The 20,465-nt window shown below is 66.1% G+C and carries 16 protein-coding genes; 11 read left to right on the forward strand and 5 right to left on the reverse strand.

The annotated features are described in order from the left end of the window. The first annotated feature begins 7 nt into the window (after positions 1–7). Positions 8–3,001 carry an FAD-binding and (Fe-S)-binding domain-containing protein gene (locus C4S71_RS13605; RefSeq protein WP_103969500.1) on the forward strand — a complete coding sequence of 998 codons (2,994 nt, stop codon included), beginning with the start codon at positions 8–10 and terminating at the stop codon, positions 2,999–3,001. Between the two features lie 60 nt (positions 3,002–3,061). On the opposite strand, the gene C4S71_RS13610 is transcribed toward C4S71_RS13605, so the two are convergent. Next, positions 3,062–4,894, reverse strand: coding sequence for an L-lactate permease (locus C4S71_RS13610; RefSeq protein ID WP_086511817.1), 1,833 nt, complete (start codon positions 4,892–4,894; stop codon positions 3,062–3,064). 526 nt (positions 4,895–5,420) lie between these two features. Between C4S71_RS13610 and C4S71_RS13615 the strand changes: the two genes are divergently transcribed. Further along, positions 5,421–6,128, forward strand: coding sequence for a glutathione S-transferase N-terminal domain-containing protein (locus tag C4S71_RS13615; RefSeq protein ID WP_103969501.1), 708 nt, complete (start codon positions 5,421–5,423; stop codon positions 6,126–6,128). A 117-nt stretch (positions 6,129–6,245) separates the two neighbouring features. Then, the gene (locus tag C4S71_RS13620; protein ID WP_086511819.1) at positions 6,246–6,599 is read left to right on the forward strand and encodes a phasin family protein; all 354 of its coding nucleotides are present in this window, start codon (positions 6,246–6,248) and stop codon (positions 6,597–6,599) included. An 80-nt stretch (positions 6,600–6,679) separates the two neighbouring features. On the opposite strand, the gene C4S71_RS13625 is transcribed toward C4S71_RS13620, so the two are convergent. The 3 genes from C4S71_RS13625 to uraD form a co-directional block, all read right to left on the reverse strand. Next, the gene (locus C4S71_RS13625; RefSeq protein WP_103969502.1) at positions 6,680–7,291 is read right to left on the reverse strand and encodes a phosphoribosyltransferase; all 612 of its coding nucleotides are present in this window, start codon (positions 7,289–7,291) and stop codon (positions 6,680–6,682) included. 136 nt (positions 7,292–7,427) lie between these two features. Then, a complete protein-coding gene (locus C4S71_RS13630; protein WP_103969503.1) occupies positions 7,428–8,810 on the reverse strand; it encodes a uracil-xanthine permease family protein in 1,383 nt (460 codons plus the stop codon). Positions 8,811–9,130: 320 nt separating this feature from the next. Beyond that, a complete protein-coding gene (uraD, locus tag C4S71_RS13635; protein ID WP_103969504.1) occupies positions 9,131–9,661 on the reverse strand; it encodes a 2-oxo-4-hydroxy-4-carboxy-5-ureidoimidazoline decarboxylase in 531 nt (176 codons plus the stop codon). Between the two features lie 332 nt (positions 9,662–9,993). On the opposite strand from uraD, the gene uraH reads away from it, so the two are divergent. From uraH to C4S71_RS13675, 8 genes are all read left to right on the forward strand, one after another. Further along, complete coding sequence (gene uraH, locus C4S71_RS13640) at positions 9,994–10,347, forward strand: hydroxyisourate hydrolase (protein WP_103969505.1); 354 nt, start codon at positions 9,994–9,996, stop codon at positions 10,345–10,347. 58 nt (positions 10,348–10,405) lie between these two features. After that, a complete protein-coding gene (locus C4S71_RS13645) occupies positions 10,406–11,608 on the forward strand; it encodes a urate hydroxylase PuuD (protein WP_103969506.1) in 1,203 nt (400 codons plus the stop codon). Positions 11,609–11,755: 147 nt separating this feature from the next. Next, the gene (locus tag C4S71_RS13650) at positions 11,756–12,484 is read left to right on the forward strand and encodes a GntR family transcriptional regulator (RefSeq protein WP_086510195.1); all 729 of its coding nucleotides are present in this window, start codon (positions 11,756–11,758) and stop codon (positions 12,482–12,484) included. A 307-nt stretch (positions 12,485–12,791) separates the two neighbouring features. After that, positions 12,792–14,420: an ABC transporter substrate-binding protein gene (locus C4S71_RS13655; protein ID WP_103969507.1), complete on the forward strand. Its 1,629-nt coding sequence runs from the start codon at positions 12,792–12,794 to the stop codon at positions 14,418–14,420. A 53-nt stretch (positions 14,421–14,473) separates the two neighbouring features. After that, the gene (locus C4S71_RS13660) at positions 14,474–15,427 is read left to right on the forward strand and encodes an ABC transporter permease (protein WP_103969508.1); all 954 of its coding nucleotides are present in this window, start codon (positions 14,474–14,476) and stop codon (positions 15,425–15,427) included. Between the two features lie 18 nt (positions 15,428–15,445). Continuing rightward, the gene (locus C4S71_RS13665) at positions 15,446–16,336 is read left to right on the forward strand and encodes an ABC transporter permease (protein WP_086510188.1); all 891 of its coding nucleotides are present in this window, start codon (positions 15,446–15,448) and stop codon (positions 16,334–16,336) included. A gap of 26 nt (positions 16,337–16,362) precedes the next feature. After that, positions 16,363–17,466: an ABC transporter ATP-binding protein gene (locus C4S71_RS13670; protein WP_103969509.1), complete on the forward strand. Its 1,104-nt coding sequence runs from the start codon at positions 16,363–16,365 to the stop codon at positions 17,464–17,466. Further along, the gene (locus C4S71_RS13675; RefSeq protein WP_103969510.1) at positions 17,463–18,491 is read left to right on the forward strand and encodes an ABC transporter ATP-binding protein; all 1,029 of its coding nucleotides are present in this window, start codon (positions 17,463–17,465) and stop codon (positions 18,489–18,491) included. Before C4S71_RS13670 ends, C4S71_RS13675 begins: the two co-directional genes overlap by 4 nt. 7 nt (positions 18,492–18,498) lie before the next feature. Here C4S71_RS13675 and C4S71_RS13680 read toward each other — a convergent pair whose 3' ends face one another. Beyond that, positions 18,499–20,457, reverse strand: coding sequence for a tripartite tricarboxylate transporter permease (locus C4S71_RS13680; protein ID WP_103969511.1), 1,959 nt, complete (start codon positions 20,455–20,457; stop codon positions 18,499–18,501). Between the last annotated feature and the right edge of the window lie 8 nt (positions 20,458–20,465).

Genomic DNA, 20,465 nt, shown 5'->3' on the forward strand with positions numbered 1-20,465 from the left:
AGGCACGATGACGTCTCTGACGGACAAGAGCGTTGCCCCGGATGCGCGGGTCAAGCCGGTGACCGAACTGGCGGCCCGGCTGTCCCGGGAAATGGAGGGCGAGGTGCTGTTCGACCACGCCGCGCGCGGTCGCTACTCCACCGATGCCTCGATCTACCAGGTGATGCCGTTGGGCGTGGTGATCCCGCGCCACCAGCGCGACCTGACGACGGTGCTGGAGGCCGCCCGCGATGCTCAGGTGCCGATCCTGGCGCGGGGCGCCGGTACCAGCCAGTGCGGCCAGACGGTGGGCGAGGCGCTGGTGATCGACACCACGCGCTGGCTCAGGGAAATCGTCGAGTTCGACCGCGAGGCGGCCACCGTGGTGGTCGAACCGGGCATCGTGCTCGACCACCTCAATGCCTGGCTCAAGCCTCATGGGCTCTGGTATCCGGTGGATGTCTCCACCAGCGCCCAGTGCACCCTGGGGGGGATGGCCGGCAACAACTCCTGCGGCTCGCGCTCGATCCGCTACGGCAACATGGTACACAACGTGCTGGGCATCGAGGCCTGGCTGGCCGACGGCAGCGAGGCCCACTTCGGCTTCTTCGACGAGCTGCCGCTCAAGGGCCGCGAGCGCGCACTGGCCGAACGGGTCAAGGCGATTGCCGAGGGGGTGTCCGCCGAGATCCGCGAGCACTTTCCCAAGGTGCTGCGCCGGGTTGGGGGCTACAACCTGGATCTCTTCGACTGCCAGAACCCCAAGCCCTACGACCCGCAGGGGCGCGTCAACCTGGCCCATCTGCTGGTGGGCGCCGAAGGTACCCTGGGAGTTAGCCGGCGCATCAAGCTGCGGCTCTCGCCGCTGCCGACGCACAAGGTGCTCGGTGTGGTCAATTTCCCAACCTTCTATCAGGCGATGGACTTCACCCAGCACATCGTCACCCTCGACCCCACCGCGGTGGAGCTGGTCGATCGCACCATGATCGACCTGTCGCTGGAGAATCCGGCGTTCCGTCCGGTGATCGAGAAGGCGCTGATCGGTCGGCCCCAGGCGGTGCTGTTGGTGGAGTTCGCCGGTGAGGAGCGGCAGACCCAGCTCGCCTCGCTCAAACGTCTCACCGAGCTGATGGCCGACCTGGGCCTGCCCGGCAGCGTGGTGGAGATGCCCGAGCCCGCCGCACAGGCGGCGCTGTGGAACGTGCGCAAGGCCGGTCTTAACATCATGATGAGCATGAAGGGGGACGGTAAGCCGGTCTCCTTCATCGAGGACTGCGCGGTGCCCCTCGAACATCTGGCCGAGTACACCGACAAGTTGACCGAGGTGTTCCATCGCCACGGCACCGAGGGCACCTGGTACGCCCACGCCAGCGTCGGCACGCTGCACGTGCGGCCGATCCTCGACATGCGGCGGGGCGGGGCGCGCAAGATGCGCGAGATCGCCGAGGAGGCTTCCGCTCTGGTGCGCCAATACAAGGGAGCCTACTCCGGCGAGCACGGCGACGGCCTGTGCCGCGGCGAGTGGGTGGCCTGGCAGTTCGGCGAGACCCTCAACGACGCCTTCCGGGCGATCAAGGGCGCCTTCGATCCGCAGAACCTGCTCAACCCGGGCAAGATCGTCGATACGCCGAAAATGGACGACGAGCGCTATTTTCGCTTTTCCACCCGCTACCGGCGCATTCCGCTCACACCGCTGTTCGACTGGTCGGCCTGGAACGTCACCCGCGACCCGCTCACCGGCGAGCTGGGCGAGCCCGGCAGCGCCGGCGACGCCACCCATGGCCTGGCGATGGCGGTGGAGATGTGCAACAACAACGGCCACTGCCGCAAGTTCGATGCCGGCACCATGTGTCCCAGCTACCGTATTACCCGGGACGAGCAGCACCTGACCCGGGGCAGGGCCAACACCCTGCGTCTGGTGCTCTCCGGGCAGCTCGGCGAGCAGGGCCTGGCCGACGATGCGGTCAAGGAGGCGCTCGACCTCTGCGTCTCCTGCAAGGGCTGCAAGCGCGATTGCCCCACCGGCGTCGACATGGCCAAGTTCAAGATCGAGGCGCGTGCCGCCCGGGTGCGCACCAAGGGGCTCGCCCTGCGCGATCGCCTGATCGGTGAGATGCCGCGCTATGCGCCATGGGCGAAACGGTTCGCGGGGCTGCTGGGCGCAGTGGAGCGTCTCGACTTCCTGGCGCATCCGCTGAAGCGGGCGCTGGGTTTCGCCCCGCAGCGCCGTTTCCCGGCCTTCACCGGCGATTTCCTCGGCGAATATCACGGCACGCCGGCCCTGGCCGCGGGCGAGGTGGTCTTGTTCGTCGACACCTTCAACAACTATATGGAGAGCGACAACGCCCGGGCCGCCAAGCGGGTACTGGAGGCGGCCGGCTATCGCGTTCATCTCAACCTCAAGCCGGGGGAGAGGCCGCTGTGCTGCGGGCGTACCTACCTCTCATCCGGCCAGTTCGACAAGGCGAAAGCCGAGGCCAGGCGAACGCTTGACGCCCTGATGCCCCATGTCGAGCGCGGCGTGGCCGTCGTCGGGCTCGAGCCCTCCTGCCTGCTCGGCATGCGCGACGAGTTCCTGCAGTACGGCTTCGGCGAGCAGGCGCGAGCCCTGGCGGATGCCGCGATGCTGTTTGAGGAGTTTCTGGTCAAGGCCCGGCAGGCGGGCGAGCTCTCGCTCGATCTCAAGCCGCTGCCCGGGCGCGCGCTGCTGCACGGCCACTGCCACCAGAAGGCCTTCGACGCGCTGCGTCCGGTGGAGCAGGTGCTATCCTGGATTCCCGATCTCACGGTCGAGATCGTCGACTCTTCCTGCTGCGGCATGGCGGGCAGCTTCGGCTACGAGGCGGAGCACTACGACGCCTCGCTGCAGATGGCCGAACTGTCGCTGTTGCCGGCGATCCGCGAGGCCGACGACGACACCGTGCTGGTGGCCGACGGCACCAGCTGCCGCCATCAGATCCGCGACGGCAGCGGCCGCGAGGCGATTCACGTGGCACGGCTGCTGGAGCGGGCGCTGGTGTGAAAAAAAGCCCCCAATGGCAATGCCATGGGGGCGCAAGCGTGCGGGTAAGGTAAGGTCGGCTTAGTCTTCCAGCTCCGCCTCTTCGAAGGGCTCCGGCTCAGCCTCGGCCTCTGCCTCCTGCTCCGCTTCCTCGTCCGGCTCAGCCGCTTCCGCAGGCTCCTGCTCCATCTGCTCGATGGCGGCAGGCTCCGTGGCACCCACCTCCATCAGCGGGTCGCTGACGTTGAGCACATAGAAGCCGATCATGGCGATCGCCCCGGCGAACACCAGGTAGTAGATCGTCGGCAGGATGGTCTTGCGAATGGTCTCGCCTTCACGGCCGAGCAGGCCGACGGTGGCCGATGCCGCCACCACGTTGTGGATGGCGATCATGTTGCCCGCTGCGGCACCCACGGCCTGCAGTGCCACCATGAACGCCGTGGAGAGACCGAGCTGCTGGGCGACGTTGAACTGGAACTCGGCCAGCATCAGGTTCGCCGCAGTGTTGGAGCCGGCGATGAAGGCCCCCAGGCCACCCACGGCGGGAGCGAAGAAGGGATAGACGTCGCCCACCCCGTCGGCAACGAACTGCGCCATGGCCACCGGCATGGAGACCAGGTCGCCGGCATTGACCCCGGAGTTGATCAGGATACGCACCATCGGGATGGTGAAGATCAGTACGAAGCCTGCGCCGAAGATGGTGCGCGAGGACTCGCCGAATGCCGCCTTGAGCTCACCGGCACGCATGCGGTGCAGCACGGCAGTGACCAGCACCACCATCAGCAGGATGCCACCGGGCAGGTAGAGTGGGGCAAGGCTGCCCGAGACACCGGCTTCACCCAGGATGTTGTTCCAGCCGAAGGTCCAGGCATTGAGCGCCTCGCGCAGCGGTTCGATGGTGCGCGAAGCGACCAGGAACACGGCCAGCAGCACGTAGGGGAGCCAGCCCATCCAGGTGGAGAGCGGGGTCTTGCCGGCGATGTCGTCGATCTTGATCTCGATCTTGCCGATCCAGTTGTCCGGCCAGCTGCTGCGCTCGGGGAAGTCCCAGGTGTCCTTCGGGATCAGGAAGCCGCGACGGGCGGCAGGAACCACGATGGCCAGACCGACCATGGCGCCGATCATCGACGGGAATTCCGGCCCCAGCAGCACGCCTGCCAGCATGTAGGGCACCACGAAGGCGACCCCGGCAAAGAGGGCGAAGGGGGTGATCGAGAGCCCCTCTTTCCACGATTTGTTGGCGCCGAAGAACTTGACCATGATCACGACCATGATCAGCGGCATGAGGATGCCGATGATGCCGTGCACGATGGCCACTTCCGCCGCGATCAGGCGGAAGTACTCGAGCCAGGTGTAGCCGCCGGCTTCCAGCTGCTCTGTGATGGCGCTCTGGTTGATGCCGCCTGTTACCCCCACCACGATGGGCGTGCCCACGGCACCGAAGGAGACCGGAGTGGACTGGATCATCATGCCGACCACGACGGCGGCGAGGGCGGGGAAGCCGAGGGCCACCATCAGCGGTGCGGCCACCGCCGCGGGGGTGCCGAAGCCCGAGGCGCCTTCGATGAAGCAGCCGAACAGCCAGGCGACGATGATCGCCTGTACGCGGCGGTCGGGGCTGATGCCCGAGAAACCATTACGGATCGCGGTGATGCCGCCCGAGTGCTTCAGGGTGTTGAGCAGCAGTATGGCGCCGAAGATGATCCACAGGATCGAGGCGGTGAGTATCAGGCCCTGAAAGGTCGAGGCCAGGACCCGATTGAAGCTCATCTCCCAGGCGAACAGGGCGATGACGGCCGTGACCAGGTAGACGATCGGCATGGCCGTCTTGGCCGCCATGCGAAAGCCGATGAGTAGCACGCCGGCGAGTATCAGCGGCGTGAAGGCTAGTAGCGCTAGTGTCGTATCGGTCATGACGTTTCCTCGGTTTTCTCCTTGTTAGGGAAGCGCTGAACAAATCGGCGAGCGGGATGAAGCACAAGGCGCACGGAGCACAGGAACCGGAGCATATGGGGTATATGTGAGGATTCCGCGCACCGCGCAACGCAGTGATTCGCTCGCGCAGGCATTTGTGCAGTGTTTCCTTAGAGCTGGCGGGTGAAAGCCACCCGACAAGGGTCACTGCCGAGCCTTCGCCGGCAAGGGAGGCAACGATACGAAGAGCGGGCGCAAGTTGCCATCCGTGGGTCATTGGTCTGACCAATCCATGTTGCAGCGCGGCAATTAAAATTAGGATTTTTTCCCAGTAAAAACAAATGTATGCACCTGAGTGGCGGACGACGATTGCCGCCGGGGAGGAATTGGTTATTAGACTAATGGACAGGCTTCCGCTTCCAGCGTAGTCGAGCCCGGCTCGGTTGGCATCCCATGGGCAAGGCTGGCACTATCCCAGAACGGCGAAACATCCGAGAACGACGAAACGACATCCATCGGAGGCGGCATGGCACGGGTTCTCTACGATCTCTGCGGTATCGATGAAGGGCTTCGCTTCTCCCCCTACTGCTGGCGCGTACGCTATGCGCTGGCGCACAAGGGGCTCGAGTTCGAGACGCGGGCCTGGCACTTCACCGACAAGGCGGCCCTGGCCTTCGCCGACTACGACAAGGTACCGGTGCTCGTCGACGGCGAGGCGACGGTCACCGACAGTTATGCGATCCTGCGCTATCTCGATGACACCTACCCCGAGGCGCCGCTGTTGGGAGAGGGGGTGGCCGAGGCCCGGGCACGCTTCTTCAAGCACTACGCCGAGCGCGCGCTGCACCCGGCCATGATGCGCACCATCGTCATGGATCTGCTCAATGCGATCGATCCCCGGGATCGCGACTACTTTCGCGAGACGCGGGAAAAGCGCTTCGGCCGTACGCTGGAGGAGTTCCACTCGCCGGCCAAGGGCCTGGCCCAGCTGGATGCGGCGCTCGAGCCGCTGCGGGGCTGCCTGAACGACGCCGACTTCATCGATGGCCGGACGCCGGCCGCCGCCGACTACCTGGTATTCGGCGCCTTCATGTGGGCGCGGGTGGTGTCGACCGCCGATCTGGTGTCGAATGCCGACCCGGTCTACGGCTGGATCGAGCGAATGCTGGATCTGCACGACGGCCTGGGGCGACAGGCCATGAGAATTACCGACATCGAAGGCGCCTACCGGTGAGGCTGCCCCGAGGAATCGTCGCGAGAAAGAAAATGTTGCACTGCACAAAACGAACTGCTATGTTGCACTGCAACAAGGCGCATTCCTGCCTTGGCAACGCAACGTAGGAGATGTCCCATGAGCAAGACCCAAGACAAGGCAACTCAGCAGTTCGAAAGCCTGTTCATCGCCCCGGCGCGCGCCTATGGCTCGCTGACGCTGGAATACTACGAGAAGCTGCTGTCGGCCCAGATGGAAGCCTTCCGCAGCTACTCCGATCTGAGTCTGGCCCAGGCCCGCGCCTGGATCGACGTCAAGGACTCCGACAGCCTCAAGCAGGTTCTCGAGACCCAGCAGAAGGCTGCCAAGGAACTCGGCGAGCGTCTGCAGGGCGATACCAAGAAGGTGGTCGACCTGAGCCAGGAGTTCCTGCAGAAGGGCCAGCAGCTGGCCGAGCAGAACGTCAAGGCCGCCAGCGCCGCGACCAAGTAAGTCGCCGCCGGCATCGAGCGAGGCCGTCGCCCATCGGGGCGGCGGCCTTTTTCGTGCTGGGGGGCTTTCGCGGCCGGGCGTCACTCCTCGAGCAGCTCCATCACCTCCGCCTCTTCGACCTGACCGAAGTCGACATAGAACTGTCCGACGGCCATGAACCTCGGCGGCACCTCCAGACACACCACTTCGTCGGCCACCGCCGCCAACCTGTCGACGGCGCTGGTCGAGGCGACCCCGAGCGCGGCGATCAGGTGCTCCGCTCGGCCTTGCAGGGTCTTCAGCGCGGCCTCCATGGTGGCGCCCGTGGCGCTGCCGTCATCCACGATCACCACCGTTCGGCCTTCCGGCGCAATCGGTGGGCGCACCGGGTTGTAGCGTTCACGCCGCTGCTGCAGCAGCTTGCGCTGCTGTTCGGCTTCGCGCTCGATCGCCGCTTGCGGATAGTGCGACGCCGCCTCGTCGAGCTTCATGGTGCCGTCCTCGCTGATGGCCCCAATGGCGAACTCGGGATTGCCGGGGGCGCGCAGCTTGCGCACCAGCACCACATCGAGCTCGCCTTCCAGGGCGTCGGCCAGGTAGCGCCCCATGGGCACTCCGCCGCGAGGAATGGCCAGCACGAGAGGGTTGGAACCCTTGAGATGGGAGAGTCGCTCGGCGAGATGCTCGGCGGCGTCCAGACGGTCACGAAACATGTCGCATCCTCCACGTGGGTGGTGGTGCCACCAGTGTAGATGCCTCCTGCCCATCGGTCGGGCGCAACGGCAGGAAAAGTACGGAGGGGCGCGGGCGGGTAGGGCCGGTCGGAACCTGTCCGACCGGCCCCTGCGTTCAGGGAGTGGGACTGACTTCTTCGCCTTTGGCTGTCGCCGCTTCCGGCGCGTTTCGCTGCGGCTTGCCCGGCAGCAGCGCGTCCAGCAGCAGCGCCGCGAGGGCCGCCGGTACCAGGCCCGACTTCAGCAGCAGGCCGGCCTGGCCGGGCATGGTCTCGGCGATGGCCTCCACCGCCGGCAGGCCGATGCCCAGGCTCATGGCCACGGCAATGATCAGCATGGCGCGCTGGTTGAGCTCGCACTCCTGAATGATCTTGAGCCCGGCCGAGGCGATCATGCCGAACATCACCACCCCGGCGCCGCCCAGCACGGCATGGGGCATGGCGGCGACCAGACCGCCCAGCTTGGGGAACAGGCCCATGCAGATCAGCAGGATGCCGCCGATGGTCACCACGTGGCGACTGACCACGCCGGTCAGGGTGATCAGGCCTACGTTCTGGGCATAGGCGGTATTGGGCAGCGTGTTGAACACCGCGGCGAAGGAGGTGGCCACGCCGTCGGCCATCACGCCCCCGGAGAGTTCGCGGTCCTTGGCCTGACGACCGGCGCCGCCGATGGTGATGGCGGAGATGTTGCCGATGGTTTCCAGGCCCACCACGAACATGATCAGGGTCATGCCGATGATGGCGGTCAGCTGGAACTCCATGCCGTACTGCAGCGGCCTGGGAATGGCGAACCAGGCGGCATTGCCGACGCTGGAGAAGTCGACCATGCCCAGCGCGATGGCCACCAGGTAGCCGCTCACCAGACCCACCAGGATGGAAGCGGCCTTGAGGAAGCCGCGGCCGAACTGGTGGACGAGGATGATCACCACCAGCACGAACAGCGCCAGCCCCAGGTTGGTGGGCGAGGCGAAGTCGTCGGCGCCGACCCCGCCGGCAGCATAGTTGAGGCCCACCGGCATCAGGGTGATGCCGATCAGCAGCACCACGATGCCGGTCACCACCGGCGAGAACCAGTGGCGAATCTTCTTCAGGAAGGCCCCCAGCCCTACCTGCAGGCAGCCGGCCACCAGGGAGGCACCCAGCACGGCGGGTAGGCCGAAGGTGCCGGCCAGGGGCAGCGCCACCGGCAGGAAGCCGAAGCTGGTGCCCTGCACGATGGGCAGCCGGGCGCCGATGGGGCCCATGCCGATGGTCTGGATCAGGGTGGCGACCCCCGCCACGAACAGGGCGACCTGGATCAGGAAGATCTGCTCGCCGGTAGTGGCGCCGATGACACCGGCGATGATGATCGGCGGCGTCACGTTGCCGGCAAACATCGCCATGATGTGTTGGATGCCCAGCGGGATCGCCTTGCCCAGCGGCGGCATGGCGTCCGGGTTCTGGTTGACGGTGCGTGAGGGCTTGGTTGGCTGAGGAGCGGGTCCAGCGTCGGTCATGATCAGGCTCTCGGGGTTGTTGTTGTCTGGGTAGTGAGTGTCTGTGCACCACATTCCGAAATTAATGTACACAATCGATGGGTCTTTAAAAGACAATTTGAAGTTATTTTTGTCTACCTTGGTGGAAACTACTTCCATATCAAAGTATTATGCTTGTCGTTTTGACCGTTTGGTCATGTTTTTCATGGCTGGGCGGCAAGGGAGAAGCAGAAGGGAAGAGGGCGGGAAGGAGAGAAGGAAAGGGAAGCGGAGAGCGGAAGGCAGAGAGCGGAAGGCAGAGAGCAGAGAGACAGCGCCGGGGGCCGGCGCTGTCATGGCGGTCACGGCCGTGACGCGCGATCGTCCAGGCGGAAGCGGGCGATGCGGTTGATCTGTTCGACGGCGGTGCGCCGCTCTTCGGCGGGCGTGTTTTCCAGGCGGGTCTCGAAGGCGGCGAGAATGGCATGCCGGTCGCTACCCTTCACGGCCATGATGAAGGGAAAGCCGAACTTCTCCTTGTAGGCGCCGTTGAGCCGCTCGAAGCGTGCCATCTCTTCGGGCGTGCACTGGTCCAGCCCCGCGCCGGCCTGCTCACGGGTCGAATCGTCCGTCAGTTCTCCGGCAATGGCGGCCTTGCCGGCCAGGTCGGGGTGGGCGCGGATGACTTCCAGTTGGCGCTCCTCGGAAGCCTCACGCAGGGTTTGCCCCATGGCTTCCGCCAGCCCGGCCGGCGTGTCCTGGTCCGGCTGCAGCCTGCGCTCCCAGGTCAGCTCTGCCACCCAGGGCGAGTGTTCGTAGATGTCGCCGAAGCGGGAAACGAATTCGTCGCGTGTCAGCGTGCTGGGGCGTGGTTCCAGAAAGGTGTCTGTCATGGTGGTCTCCGTAGTCAGCATGCTTGGGAAACGCTGCACAAATGCCTGCGCGAGCGAATTGCTGCGTTGCGCGGTGCGCGGAATCCTCACATATACCCCATATGCTCCGGGTCCTGTGCTCCGTGCGCCTTGCACTTCATCTCGCTCGTCGATTTGTTCAGCGTTTCCCTTGTCGGGCCGTGCCTTGTGAAAGTGTATACAAAAAAATTTTGAAATGTACTACCAAAAGAGCTAAAACTGTCTCCATGACGATGGCGGTCCTTGCGCCCGCCCAGCACTGGCCAGCCCGGGCCCGCTCCACGGCTCTCGGGCCAACGAAAGGGAGTAATGCAATGGGACGACTCACCACCCACGTTCTGGACACCGCCCAGGGCCGCCCCGGCGAGGGCATTCGCATCGAGGTCTTTCGGCTCTCGGGCAGCGGGCGCACGCCGCTCAAGACGGTCACCACCAACGACGACGGCCGCTGCGATGCGCCCATTCTCGAGGGCGACGACTTCCAGCCCGGCGAATACGAGCTGGTCTTCCACGCCGGCGACTACCTGCGTCAGCAGGGCATTCAGGCCGACGAGCCGCGCTTCCTGGACGTCATCCCGCTGCGCTTCGGCGTGGCCGACGCATCTCAGCACTACCATGTGCCGCTGTTGCTTTCGCCCTATGGGTATTCCACTTACCGCGGTAGTTAAAAAGCTGGCTGTGCTGGCCCCGGGCCCCTGAACAACAACACCGACCGAGACCCCTCAGATGCAAGCTTACCTACTCGAATTCGTCAATTTCATGCTGCGCTGGCTGCACGTCATCGCGGCCATCGCCTGGATCGGCGAGTCGATCTATTTCGTCATGCTGGACAATGGCCTGCGCAAGCCCAAGGCCGCCGAGGACCGTGAGAAGGGCGTCTTCGGCGAGATGTGGGCCGTGCACGGCGGCGGTTTCTACCACAACCAGAAATATGCCACGGCACCTGCCAAGCTGCCCGAGGACCTGCACTGGTCGTTCTGGAAGTCCTATACCACCTGGCTGTCGGGCTTCGCCCTGTTCGTGCTGATGTACATGACCAACCCCGGGTTCTATCTGGTCAATCCCGACAGTAGCTGGGAGTGGGCCGCCAACATGAGCGGCTGGCAGGCCAACGTGCTGGCGCTGGCGTTCCTGCTGGCGGGCTGGGTGGTCTACAACGAGATGTGCAAGCGCATCAGCCCCAACATGGAGCGCGACGGCATCCTCAGCCTGGCGGTCGCCGTGCTGATGGTCGTGGTGGCCTATCTCAGCGTGCAGATGTTCTCCGGCCGCGCGGCCTTCCTGCTGACCGGGGCGGTGATGGCCACGGCCATGTCCGCCAACGTCTTCTTCTGGATCATTCCCGGCCAGCGTCGCATGGTCAACGCGATGAAGGCCGGCGAGCAGCCCAATCCGCTCGACGGCAAGCGCGGCAAGCAGCGTTCGGTGCACAACACCTATTTCACCCTGCCGGTGGTGCTGCTGATGATCAGCAACCACTACTCCTTCGTGTACAACCACGAATACGCCTGGGTGCTGATGGCGCTGTTCATCTTCGCCGGTGCCCTGATCCGCCAGTTCTTCGTGCTGATGCACGCAGGCAAGATCCAGCCGGCCTATCCGGCGGCCGGTACGGCGTTGATCCTGGTGGCGTTCTGGCTGGCGATGCCGGGCGGTGCGACCCCCGCCGCCAACGGCACGGCCGAGGCGCCCAGCCAGGAGGAGGTGCATGCCATGATCGACCAGCACTGCGTCGCCTGCCACTCGCGAGAGCCGACCCAGCCCGGCTTTGCCTCACCCCCGGCCGGCGTGGCCTACGACAACTGGGATCAGATCCTGCGGCAGAAGAGTCAAATCCAGCAGGTGGTGGCCAGCAAGTACATGCCGCTCGGCAACATGACCGGGATGACCGACGAGGAGCGCGAGGTGATCGCTGCCTGGTCGGAATAGCCCTGACCGCTCCACACTGGTACGCCCCCGGGCCGCTCGCTGCGGTACCGGGGGCGTTGCCGTCGGTTCGATACTTCCAGGAAGATGCGTATACAATAGCAGCCAGGAATGGGCTGCGAGGAGGGGATCATGAATCAGCGGCAGAGCATGACCGATGCCGGCGAGTCGGGCGGCGCCAAGCCTCGGCGCCTGGGCAAGAATGGCGACGGGGCGGAGCGCCACGAGGCGATCTATCGCACCATCAGCGATGCCATCATCGAGCACCGCCTGAAGCCCGGCGCGCGCCTGCGCGAGGATGCCCTGGCCGAGGTGTTCGGCATCAGCCGTACCGGTGTGCGCAAGATTCTCCAGCGCCTGGCCCTGGAGCAACTGGTGACCCTCACGCCACGGCGCGGTGCCAGCGTGACCCGGCCCACCGCCGAGGAAGCCAAGGACGTGTTCGACGCCCGCCAGATGGTGGAGTGCGGCCTGATGCCGGAGGTCGCCCGCCGCATCAAGCCCGACGACGTGCGCGAACTGCGCGACATGGCCCGGCGCGAGCGCGAGGCGCTCAAGTCGGGCGAGCAGAGCCGCGCGATCAAGCTCTCCGCCGCCTTTCACGAGCGCCTGGCCCAGCTCTCGGGCAACGCCACCCTGGCGGCCTTCGTTGGCCAGCTATGTTCGCGCTCTTCCTTGATTCTCGCCGTCTACGGCAGCTCGGGGCACCTGGGCTGCGAGTCCCACGACCATGACGACCTCATCGGCTTTCTCGAAGCGGGCGACGGCGAGCGGGCAACTGCGTTCATGGGTCGCCACCTGAAGGCCATCGAGGCCTCGCTGTCGATCGTCGAGGAGGAGCAGGAGGCACCCGACCTGCACCAGATCTTCAATCTTTGATGCACGCTGCCGGTGCGTCTCGTCATTTTGTTCGCACCGACTCGGTGCGTCCCTATGCCCTCATTCCTTACCTGTCAGCACCGTGCTTGATCGCAGCACGGTGTTTTTCCGTGTTCTCCCCAACGATCGGAAAATTTTCAGTCCCATGTTTGTATACTAAATTTCAGTAACTTGTATTTTTGGTTTCTGCGCACCTTTGCATCCTTCCGCGGATATCGCTTCCCTTGGCCTCGTAATTGCATTGGTCAAGAGGAGCTGTGCATCGACGATGCCGGCATTTCGACCAAGAAGAGGGGGAGCGTGAAAAATGGTATACAAAAAAATCGCAGCAGCCCTGCGCCAGGCTCGCCGTGCGGCAGCGGTCACCATCAGCCTGACGGTACTCTCCATGCCGGCTATGGCCGACGGTCAGGTGCTGCGCATCGCCATGACCGCCTCGGACATTCCGTTGACCACCGGCCAGCCCGACAGCGGCTTCGAGGGCTATCGCTTCCTGGGCTATACGGTCTATGACGCGCTGATCAACTGGGACCTGTCCTCGGCCGACGAGGTCAGTGGCTTGACTCCCGGCCTGGCCGAATCCTGGGAGGTCGACGAGGAGGACACCCGGGTGTGGACCTTCACCCTGCGCCAGGGCGTGAGTTTCCATGATGGCAGCGAGTGGAATGCCGACGCCGCCATCTGGAACCTCGACAAGGTCTACGACGAGGAGTCGCCGCAGTTCGACGCCCGTCAGGCGGGTAACGTGCGCGGCCGCATCCCGGCCATGGACCAGTACGAGAAGGTCGACGACCATACCATCCGCTTCACCACGCGGGAGCCGGACGCCTGGTTCCCGTATCAGCTCACTTTCCTGCTGTTCTCGAGCCCGGCGCAGTGGGAGGCGCTCGGCGGCGACTGGGATGCCTTCGCCCGCGAGCCTTCCGGCACCGGGCCGTTCCGGTTGACGCGACTGGTACCGCGGGAGCGGGCCGTGCTCGAGCCCAACGCCGATTACTGGGATGCCGAGCGTGTCCCGCGTATCGAGCGCATCGAGCTGATCCCCATGCCCGAGTCGAGCACCCGCACCTCGGCGCTGCTGTCGGACCAGGTGGACTGGATCGAGACCCCGGCACCCGACGCGATTCCGCGCATGCAGTCTCGGGGCATGAGCATCACCAGCAACCCCTATCCGCACACCTGGCCCTATCAGTTCTCCATGCTCGAGGGCAGCCCGTGGCGTGACATCAACGTGCGCAAGGCGGCCAACCTGGCAGTGGACCGGGAGGGGCTCGAGGCTCTGCTGGGCGGCCTGATGGTGCCTGCGGCGGGAATCGTCACACCGGATCACCCCTGGTACGGCGAGCCCGAGTTCGAGACCCGCTACGACCCGGAGGAGGCCATGCGCCTGCTGGCGGAGAGCGGCTACGGCCCGGACAACCCCGTAGAGGTGAAGGTGCTGATCTCCACCTCCGGTTCCGGTCAGATGCAGCCTCTGGCCATGAACGAGTACATCCAGCAGAACCTGGCCGAGGTCGGCATCGCCCTCGACTTCGAGGTGCTCGACTGGGAGTCGCTGTTCCCCAACTGGCGGCGCGGCGCGGAAGACCCGAGCAGTCGCGGCGCCCATGCCACCAACATCACCTTCGGCTGGCTCGATCCGTTTGCCGCCTTCTATCGCTTCATGCATTCGAGCATGGCACCGCCCAACGGCTTCAACTGGGGCTACATGGACGACCCCGAGTACGACCGCCTGCTCGATGAGGCACGGGTGACCTTCGATCAGGAGGCGCAGGACGCCATTCTGGCCGAGTTCCACACCCGCATGGTCGACGACGCCGCCTGGCTGTGGGTGGCCCATGACGTGGGCCCCCGCGCCATGCAGCCGCGGGTCAAGGGCTTCGTCCAGGCCAAGAACTGGTTCCAGGACCTGACCCCGGTCTACATCGAGGAGTGAGTCGCAGCGGCGGCAGGTGAGGGTTTGCCTGTCGCCGCCGGCCTGGAGGCAAGATGAGTACCTATTTCCTCAAGCGCATTCTCTATGTGATGCCGATCACCCTGGCGGTGAGCTTCTTCTGCTTCTCGTTGGTGCACCTTTCGCCCGGCGATCCCATGGATGCGGTGGTATCGGCCGATGCCCCGCGAGAGGTGGTGGCCATGGTGGAGCGCGCCTACGGCTTCGATCGTCCGCTGCCCGAGCAGTTCGCCCTGTGGGTGAGCCGTGCGCTGCAGGGCGACCTGGGGCTGTCGGCAGCCAACGGGCGGGCGGTGACCACGGAGGTCTTCGGCGCGCTGAAGAACACCCTGCTACTGGCCCTGGCGGCCTCGCTGATCGGCTTCACCCTGGGCTGCACCTTCGGCATGTTGGCCGGCTACTGGCAGGGTTCGCTGCTCGACCGCCTCGTCACCGGCTTCGCCGTGGGTGGAGTCAGCGTGCCCCATTACTGGCTGGGCATGCTGCTGGTGATCGTGTTCTCGGTGGAGCTCAACTGGCTGCCCTCGTCTGGGGCGGGGCCGGGAAGCTCGAACGACTGGGCCTTCGAGTGGGCCTACCTGCGCCACTTGATCCTGCCGGCCGTGACCCTGTCGGTGATCCCCATGGGGGTGGTGACCCGCACCGTGCGCGCCATGGTGGCCGAGATCCTGGCCCATGAGTTCGTCGAGGCGCTGCGGGCCAAGGGGCTGGCCGAGAAGCGCGTGTTCCTGCACGTGGTCAAGAACGTGGCGCCCACGGCGCTGGCGGTGATGGGGCTGCAGCTGGGCTACCTGCTGGGCGGCTCGATCCTGGTGGAGACGGTGTTCTCCTGGCCGGGCACGGGGCTTCTGCTCAACAACGCCATTTTCCAGCGCGACCTGCCGATCCTGCAGGGGACCATCCTGGTGCTGGCGCTGTTCTTCGTGCTGCTCAACCTCATCGTCGATCTGGCCCAGGCCAGGCTGGACCCGCGCATTCAGCGCAGCTGATCGCAAGGAGACACGCCCATGTCGCTCACTCTCGATACCGCCGTGTCGCCCATGGCGGCACCCCCCGCGGAGCCTGGCTACTGGCGCAGCGTATTCGCCCGCTTGCGGCGCGACCCGGTGGCCATGGTCGCCGGCCTGATCCTGCTGGCCATCGTGCTGATGGCGATCTTCGCGCCCTGGCTGGCGCCGCAGAGTCCTTACAGCACCAGCATGCTGCACCGCCTCCAGCCCATCGGCTCGCCGGGATTCCCGCTGGGCAGCGACGAGCTGGGGCGCGACGTGCTGTCGCGCTTGATCCACGGTGCGCGGCTATCGTTGCTGATCGGCGTGATGCCGGTGATCAACGCCTTCGTCATCGGCAGCGCCATCGGCATCGTCGCCGGCTTCGTCGGCGGGCGCACCAATACCGTGATCATGCGCGTGATCGACGTGTTCTACGCCTTTCCCGCCGTGCTGCTGGCCATCGCCCTGGCCGGCGCCCTGGGGGCCGGGCTGGTCAACTCGCTGTTCTCGCTCACGGTGGTGTTCATCCCGCCCATCGCCCGAGTCGCCGAGAGCGTGACCACCCAGGTGCGCAGCGTCGACTACATCGAAGCGGCGCGGGCCAGCGGCGCACGCAGTCTGACCATCATTCGGCGTCACGTGCTGGGCAACGTGCTGGGGCCGATCTTCGTCTATGCGACCTCGCTGATCAGCGTCAGCATGATCCTTGCCTCGGGGCTCTCCTTCCTCGGCCTCGGGGCGCGTCCGCCGATGCCGGAGTGGGGGCTGATGCTCAACACCATGCGCGATGCGATCTACGTCAATCCATGGGTGACGGTGCTGCCCGGCATGATGATCTTCACCGTCTCGATCTGCTTCAACATGCTCAGCGACGGGCTGCGCTCCGCCATGGACGTCAAGCTATGAGTCATCAAGCTATGAGTCATCAAGCTATGAGCCATCAAGCCAGGAAAGAAGACGGCAGAAATGCCGCGCCGCTGGTGACGAGCGATCCCCGCGACCGCGGCGGCCGGGCCCAGCCGCTGTTGCGGGTCAAGGGGCTGCGCAAGCACTTCGTGATCAAGCGGGACCTGCTGGGGCGGCCGCTGAGCCGCGTGCACGCGGTGGACGGCATCGACTTCGAGGTGCGCAAGGGCGAGACCCTCGGCATCGTCGGCGAGTCGGGCTGCGGCAAGTCGACCACCGCGCGCCTGCTGATGCATCTGCTGCAGCCGGATGGCGGCGAGGTGATCTTCGACGGCGACCCGGTCGGCACGCGGGGCGGCCTGTCGCTGCGCGAGATGCGCCGCCAGATGCAGATGGTATTCCAGAACTCCTACGCCTCGCTCAACCCGCGCATGACCATCGAGGAGTCGATCGCCTTCGGCCCGCAGGTGCACGGCGTCGGGCGGCGTGAGTCGCGTCAGCGCGCCCGGCGGCTGCTCGATCAGGTGGGGCTGCTGCCGGAGCGCTTCGCACAGCGTTATCCCCACGAGCTCTCCGGCGGCCAGCGCCAGCGGATCAACATTGCCCGGGCGCTGGCGCTCGAGCCGCGCCTGCTGATTCTCGACGAGGCGGTATCGGCGCTGGACAAGTCGGTGGAAGCCCAGGTACTCAATCTGCTCGGCGATCTCAAGCAGGAGTACGGGCTGACCTACCTGTTCATCTCCCACGACCTCAACGTGGTGCGCTACATCAGCGACCGGGTCATGGTGATGTACCTGGGCAAGATTGCCGAGGTGGGTGACAGCGAGGCGCTCTACCGCGCCCCGGCCCACCCCTACACCCGGGCACTGATGTCGGCCATGCCGTCGCTGGAACCGGGGCGGCGCACCCAGACGGCGCCGCTGGCCGGCGATCCCCCCAATCCCATCGACCTGCCGCCGGGCTGCCGGTTCTGTCCGCGCTGCCCCCTGGCCGTCGATCTCTGCCGTGGCAGCGAGCCCGAGCTTGCGGCGCTGCCGGGCGGCGGGCACCTGTCGGCCTGTCACCGCGCCGACGAGGTGCAAGCCGCGGTGACGAACACGCAGCCCAGCGTCGAGGAGAGCGTTCGATGAAATCCGACGTCATGACCCGAGCGGCCGTTCAGGTGCCGATGGCAGCACCTGCCGATCCCATGGCCGAGATTCGCGATCTGCACGTGCACTTCGGCACGCCTCGGCGTCAGGTGCAGGCGGTCAACGGGGTCGACCTGACCCTGGCCCGCGGCGAAGTGCTGACCATTCTGGGCGAGAGCGGCTCGGGCAAGAGCGTCACGCTGCGCAGCCTCATGCGCCTGCTGCCGGAGCGCAAGACGCGCCTGACGGGGAGCGTTCGCGTCGACGGCCAGGACGTGCTGGCCATGTCGCGGCGTGAGCTGTCCCGCTTTCGCGGTCGCACGGCGGCGATGATCTTCCAGGAGCCGATGCTGGCGTTCGACCCGGTGTTCACTGTGGGCGATCAGATCGCCGAGACCGTGTGTCGTCATGAAGGCGTGAGCCGGCGCGAGGGATTGGCGCGTGCCCTGGAGCTGTTCGACCGGGTGCGCATTCCCTCGGCCAAGCGGCGGCTGGCCAACTACCCTCACGAACTCTCCGGCGGCATGAGCCAGCGGGCGATGATCGCCCTGGCCCTGTCGTGCCGGCCCAAGCTGCTGCTGGCCGACGAGCCGACCACCGCGCTGGATGCCACGGTACAGATCCAGATCCTGCTGCTGCTTCGGGAGCTGCAGCGGGAACTGGGCATGTCGGTGATCTTCGTGACCCACGACATGGGCGTGGCCAACGAGATATCGGATCGCATTGCCGTGATGTACGCCGGACGGCTGGTGGAAACCGGGGCCGTGGATACCGTCATCGCCCAGCCGCGCCACCCCTATACCCTGGGGCTGATGCACTCGCGCGCCTCCGGCGAGCTGCGCGGGCAGCGTCTCAGTGCCATTCCCGGGGCGCCGCCGGACATGTCGGCGCCGCCGCCCGGCTGTGCCTTCGCCCCGCGCTGCCCCCATGCCGACGCGACATGCACCCAGGCCCTGCCCGGCATGAGCGAGCTGGGCGACGGCCACCGGGCGGCCTGCTGGCGGCTCGGGGAAACGGCGAGCTGACGGCTCGTCACCACGGCATGGGCAGGTCCAGCAGCGTGCCTCGCGGTGGCGTCAGGCGCATCAGCGTGAACATGCCCTGGGCGACGGCGTACACCGCCATCCCGTAGAGCAGGGCGGTGTGCCAGCGCATCCGCGCGCAGCCGAGCAGCAGCCAGCCCAGCAGCAGCGGCGTGGCCAGGTTGAAGCCGATCAGCCACATGGCCAGGCCATAGCTCAGGATGCCGCCCAGGATGGGCAGTTCGCGGCGGCTGGCCAGGTTGGCAACGCGCCCCTGACGATGAAGGCGGAGCAGCTGGCGCCCCAGTACGTAGAGGCTCAGCAGCAGACCGGGCACGATGCCCAGGCTCGGCATCAGCCGGGCGTTGGGGCGAAAGCCCAGCATCTCCACCAGTGCATAGCCGAAGGCCGCCACCATCAGCAGTGCGGTGAACAGCACGATGCCGCTGTCGTGGCCCGGTGGCTCCTCGCCGGGTACGGCGGTCTCCGTCTGGGGCACGGCGGTGCGACGCCGACGCAGCCAGCGCACCGCGTTCAGCACCAGGGGAATGGCGATCAGCGAGGCGATGATCAATACGCCGGGGCGAGTCAGCCAGGTGAAGCCGTGGATCTGGGTGGTCAGCCAGAAGTACTGCTCCATGGGCGTGGCCAGCACGAAGCCGACCAGCACCGGCGCCCGGGGAATGCCGGCATTCTTCATCAGCCAGCCGACGATGCCGAGCACCAGCAGGGCGAGGATGTCGCCGAAGGTCTGGGTGCCCTGATAGGCGCCGGCCACCATGATCAGCAGCAGCGGGGCGGCGATCAGGGCGAAGTTCACCCGGGTCAGCCGGGCGATGTAGGGCGTCACGGCGAAGCAGATGGCGGCACCCAGCACCGAGGCCAGCGCCACGCTCCACACGATCATGTACATCAGGTCGGGCGATTCGCTGACCATGCGCGGGCCGGGATAGAAGCCGAACGAGAACAGTGCGCCGAGGAAGATGGCCGCGGCGGGGCCGCCCGGTACGCTGAACAGCATGGTGGGCACCAGATCGGAGATCACCGTGGCGTTGTTGGCCCCCTCGGCGCTGGCCACGCCGCGGATCTCGCCCTTGCCGAAGCGACGCTTGTCCTTGGTGGTGCTCATGGCGTGGCCGTAGGCGATCCAGGTGGAGGCGCTGGCACCCACCGCCGGGACGAAACCGCCGAAGATCCCGATCACCGAAGCACGGCAGATCAGCCACCGGCTGCGCCAGAATTCGCGAAAGCTCTCGCCCCACTTGCCCAGGGCCATCGGCTTGCCGGCGATGCCGCCGCCCGTGGCGACCATGCTGATCAGTTCGGCCACGGCGAACAGTCCCAGTGCCACGATGGGTAGCGACAGGCCGTCCATGAGATAGGACTGACCGAAGATGAAGCGGTAGTTGGCGGCGGCCGGTGCGGCGCCGACCACGCCCAGCAGAATGCCGAAACAGGCGGCAGCCAGCCCCAGGGCGATATCCCTGCCGACCATGCTGGCGGCAAAGCACAGCCCCACCAGGGCGAACATGAACAGCTCCGGCGTACCCAGGGCCAGTACCAGCGGGCCGGCAATGGGGATGGCGACGGAGAGAATCAGCGCGCCGAACAGCCCGCCCACCATGGAGGCGAGGAAGCCGACCCCCAGCGCCAGCGACGCCTTGCCCTGCTTGGCCAAGGCGTGGCCCTCGATGGCGGTGGGCGCCGAGGCCGGGGAGCCGGGTGCGCCGAGCAGCACCGAGGTGATGGTGTCCGAGGTATAGATCACCGAGATGGCACCGAGCAGCATGGCCAGGCCGGCATAGCCGTCCATCAGGTAGATGAACGGCAGCAGGATGGACACGGCGGCCACGCCACCCAGCCCCGGCAGCATGCCGAACACCATCCCGGCCAGCATGCCGGCGAAGAGCGCTAGCAGCCGTGCGGGCTGGAACAGGATGTCCAGGGCCGAAACGATATTCTCGAGCACGTTGCGAT

Origin of the sequence: Billgrantia desiderata (assembly GCF_900108215.1) — a bacterium.
GTDB classification, from domain to species: Bacteria; Pseudomonadota; Gammaproteobacteria; order Pseudomonadales; family Halomonadaceae; genus Halomonas; species Halomonas desiderata.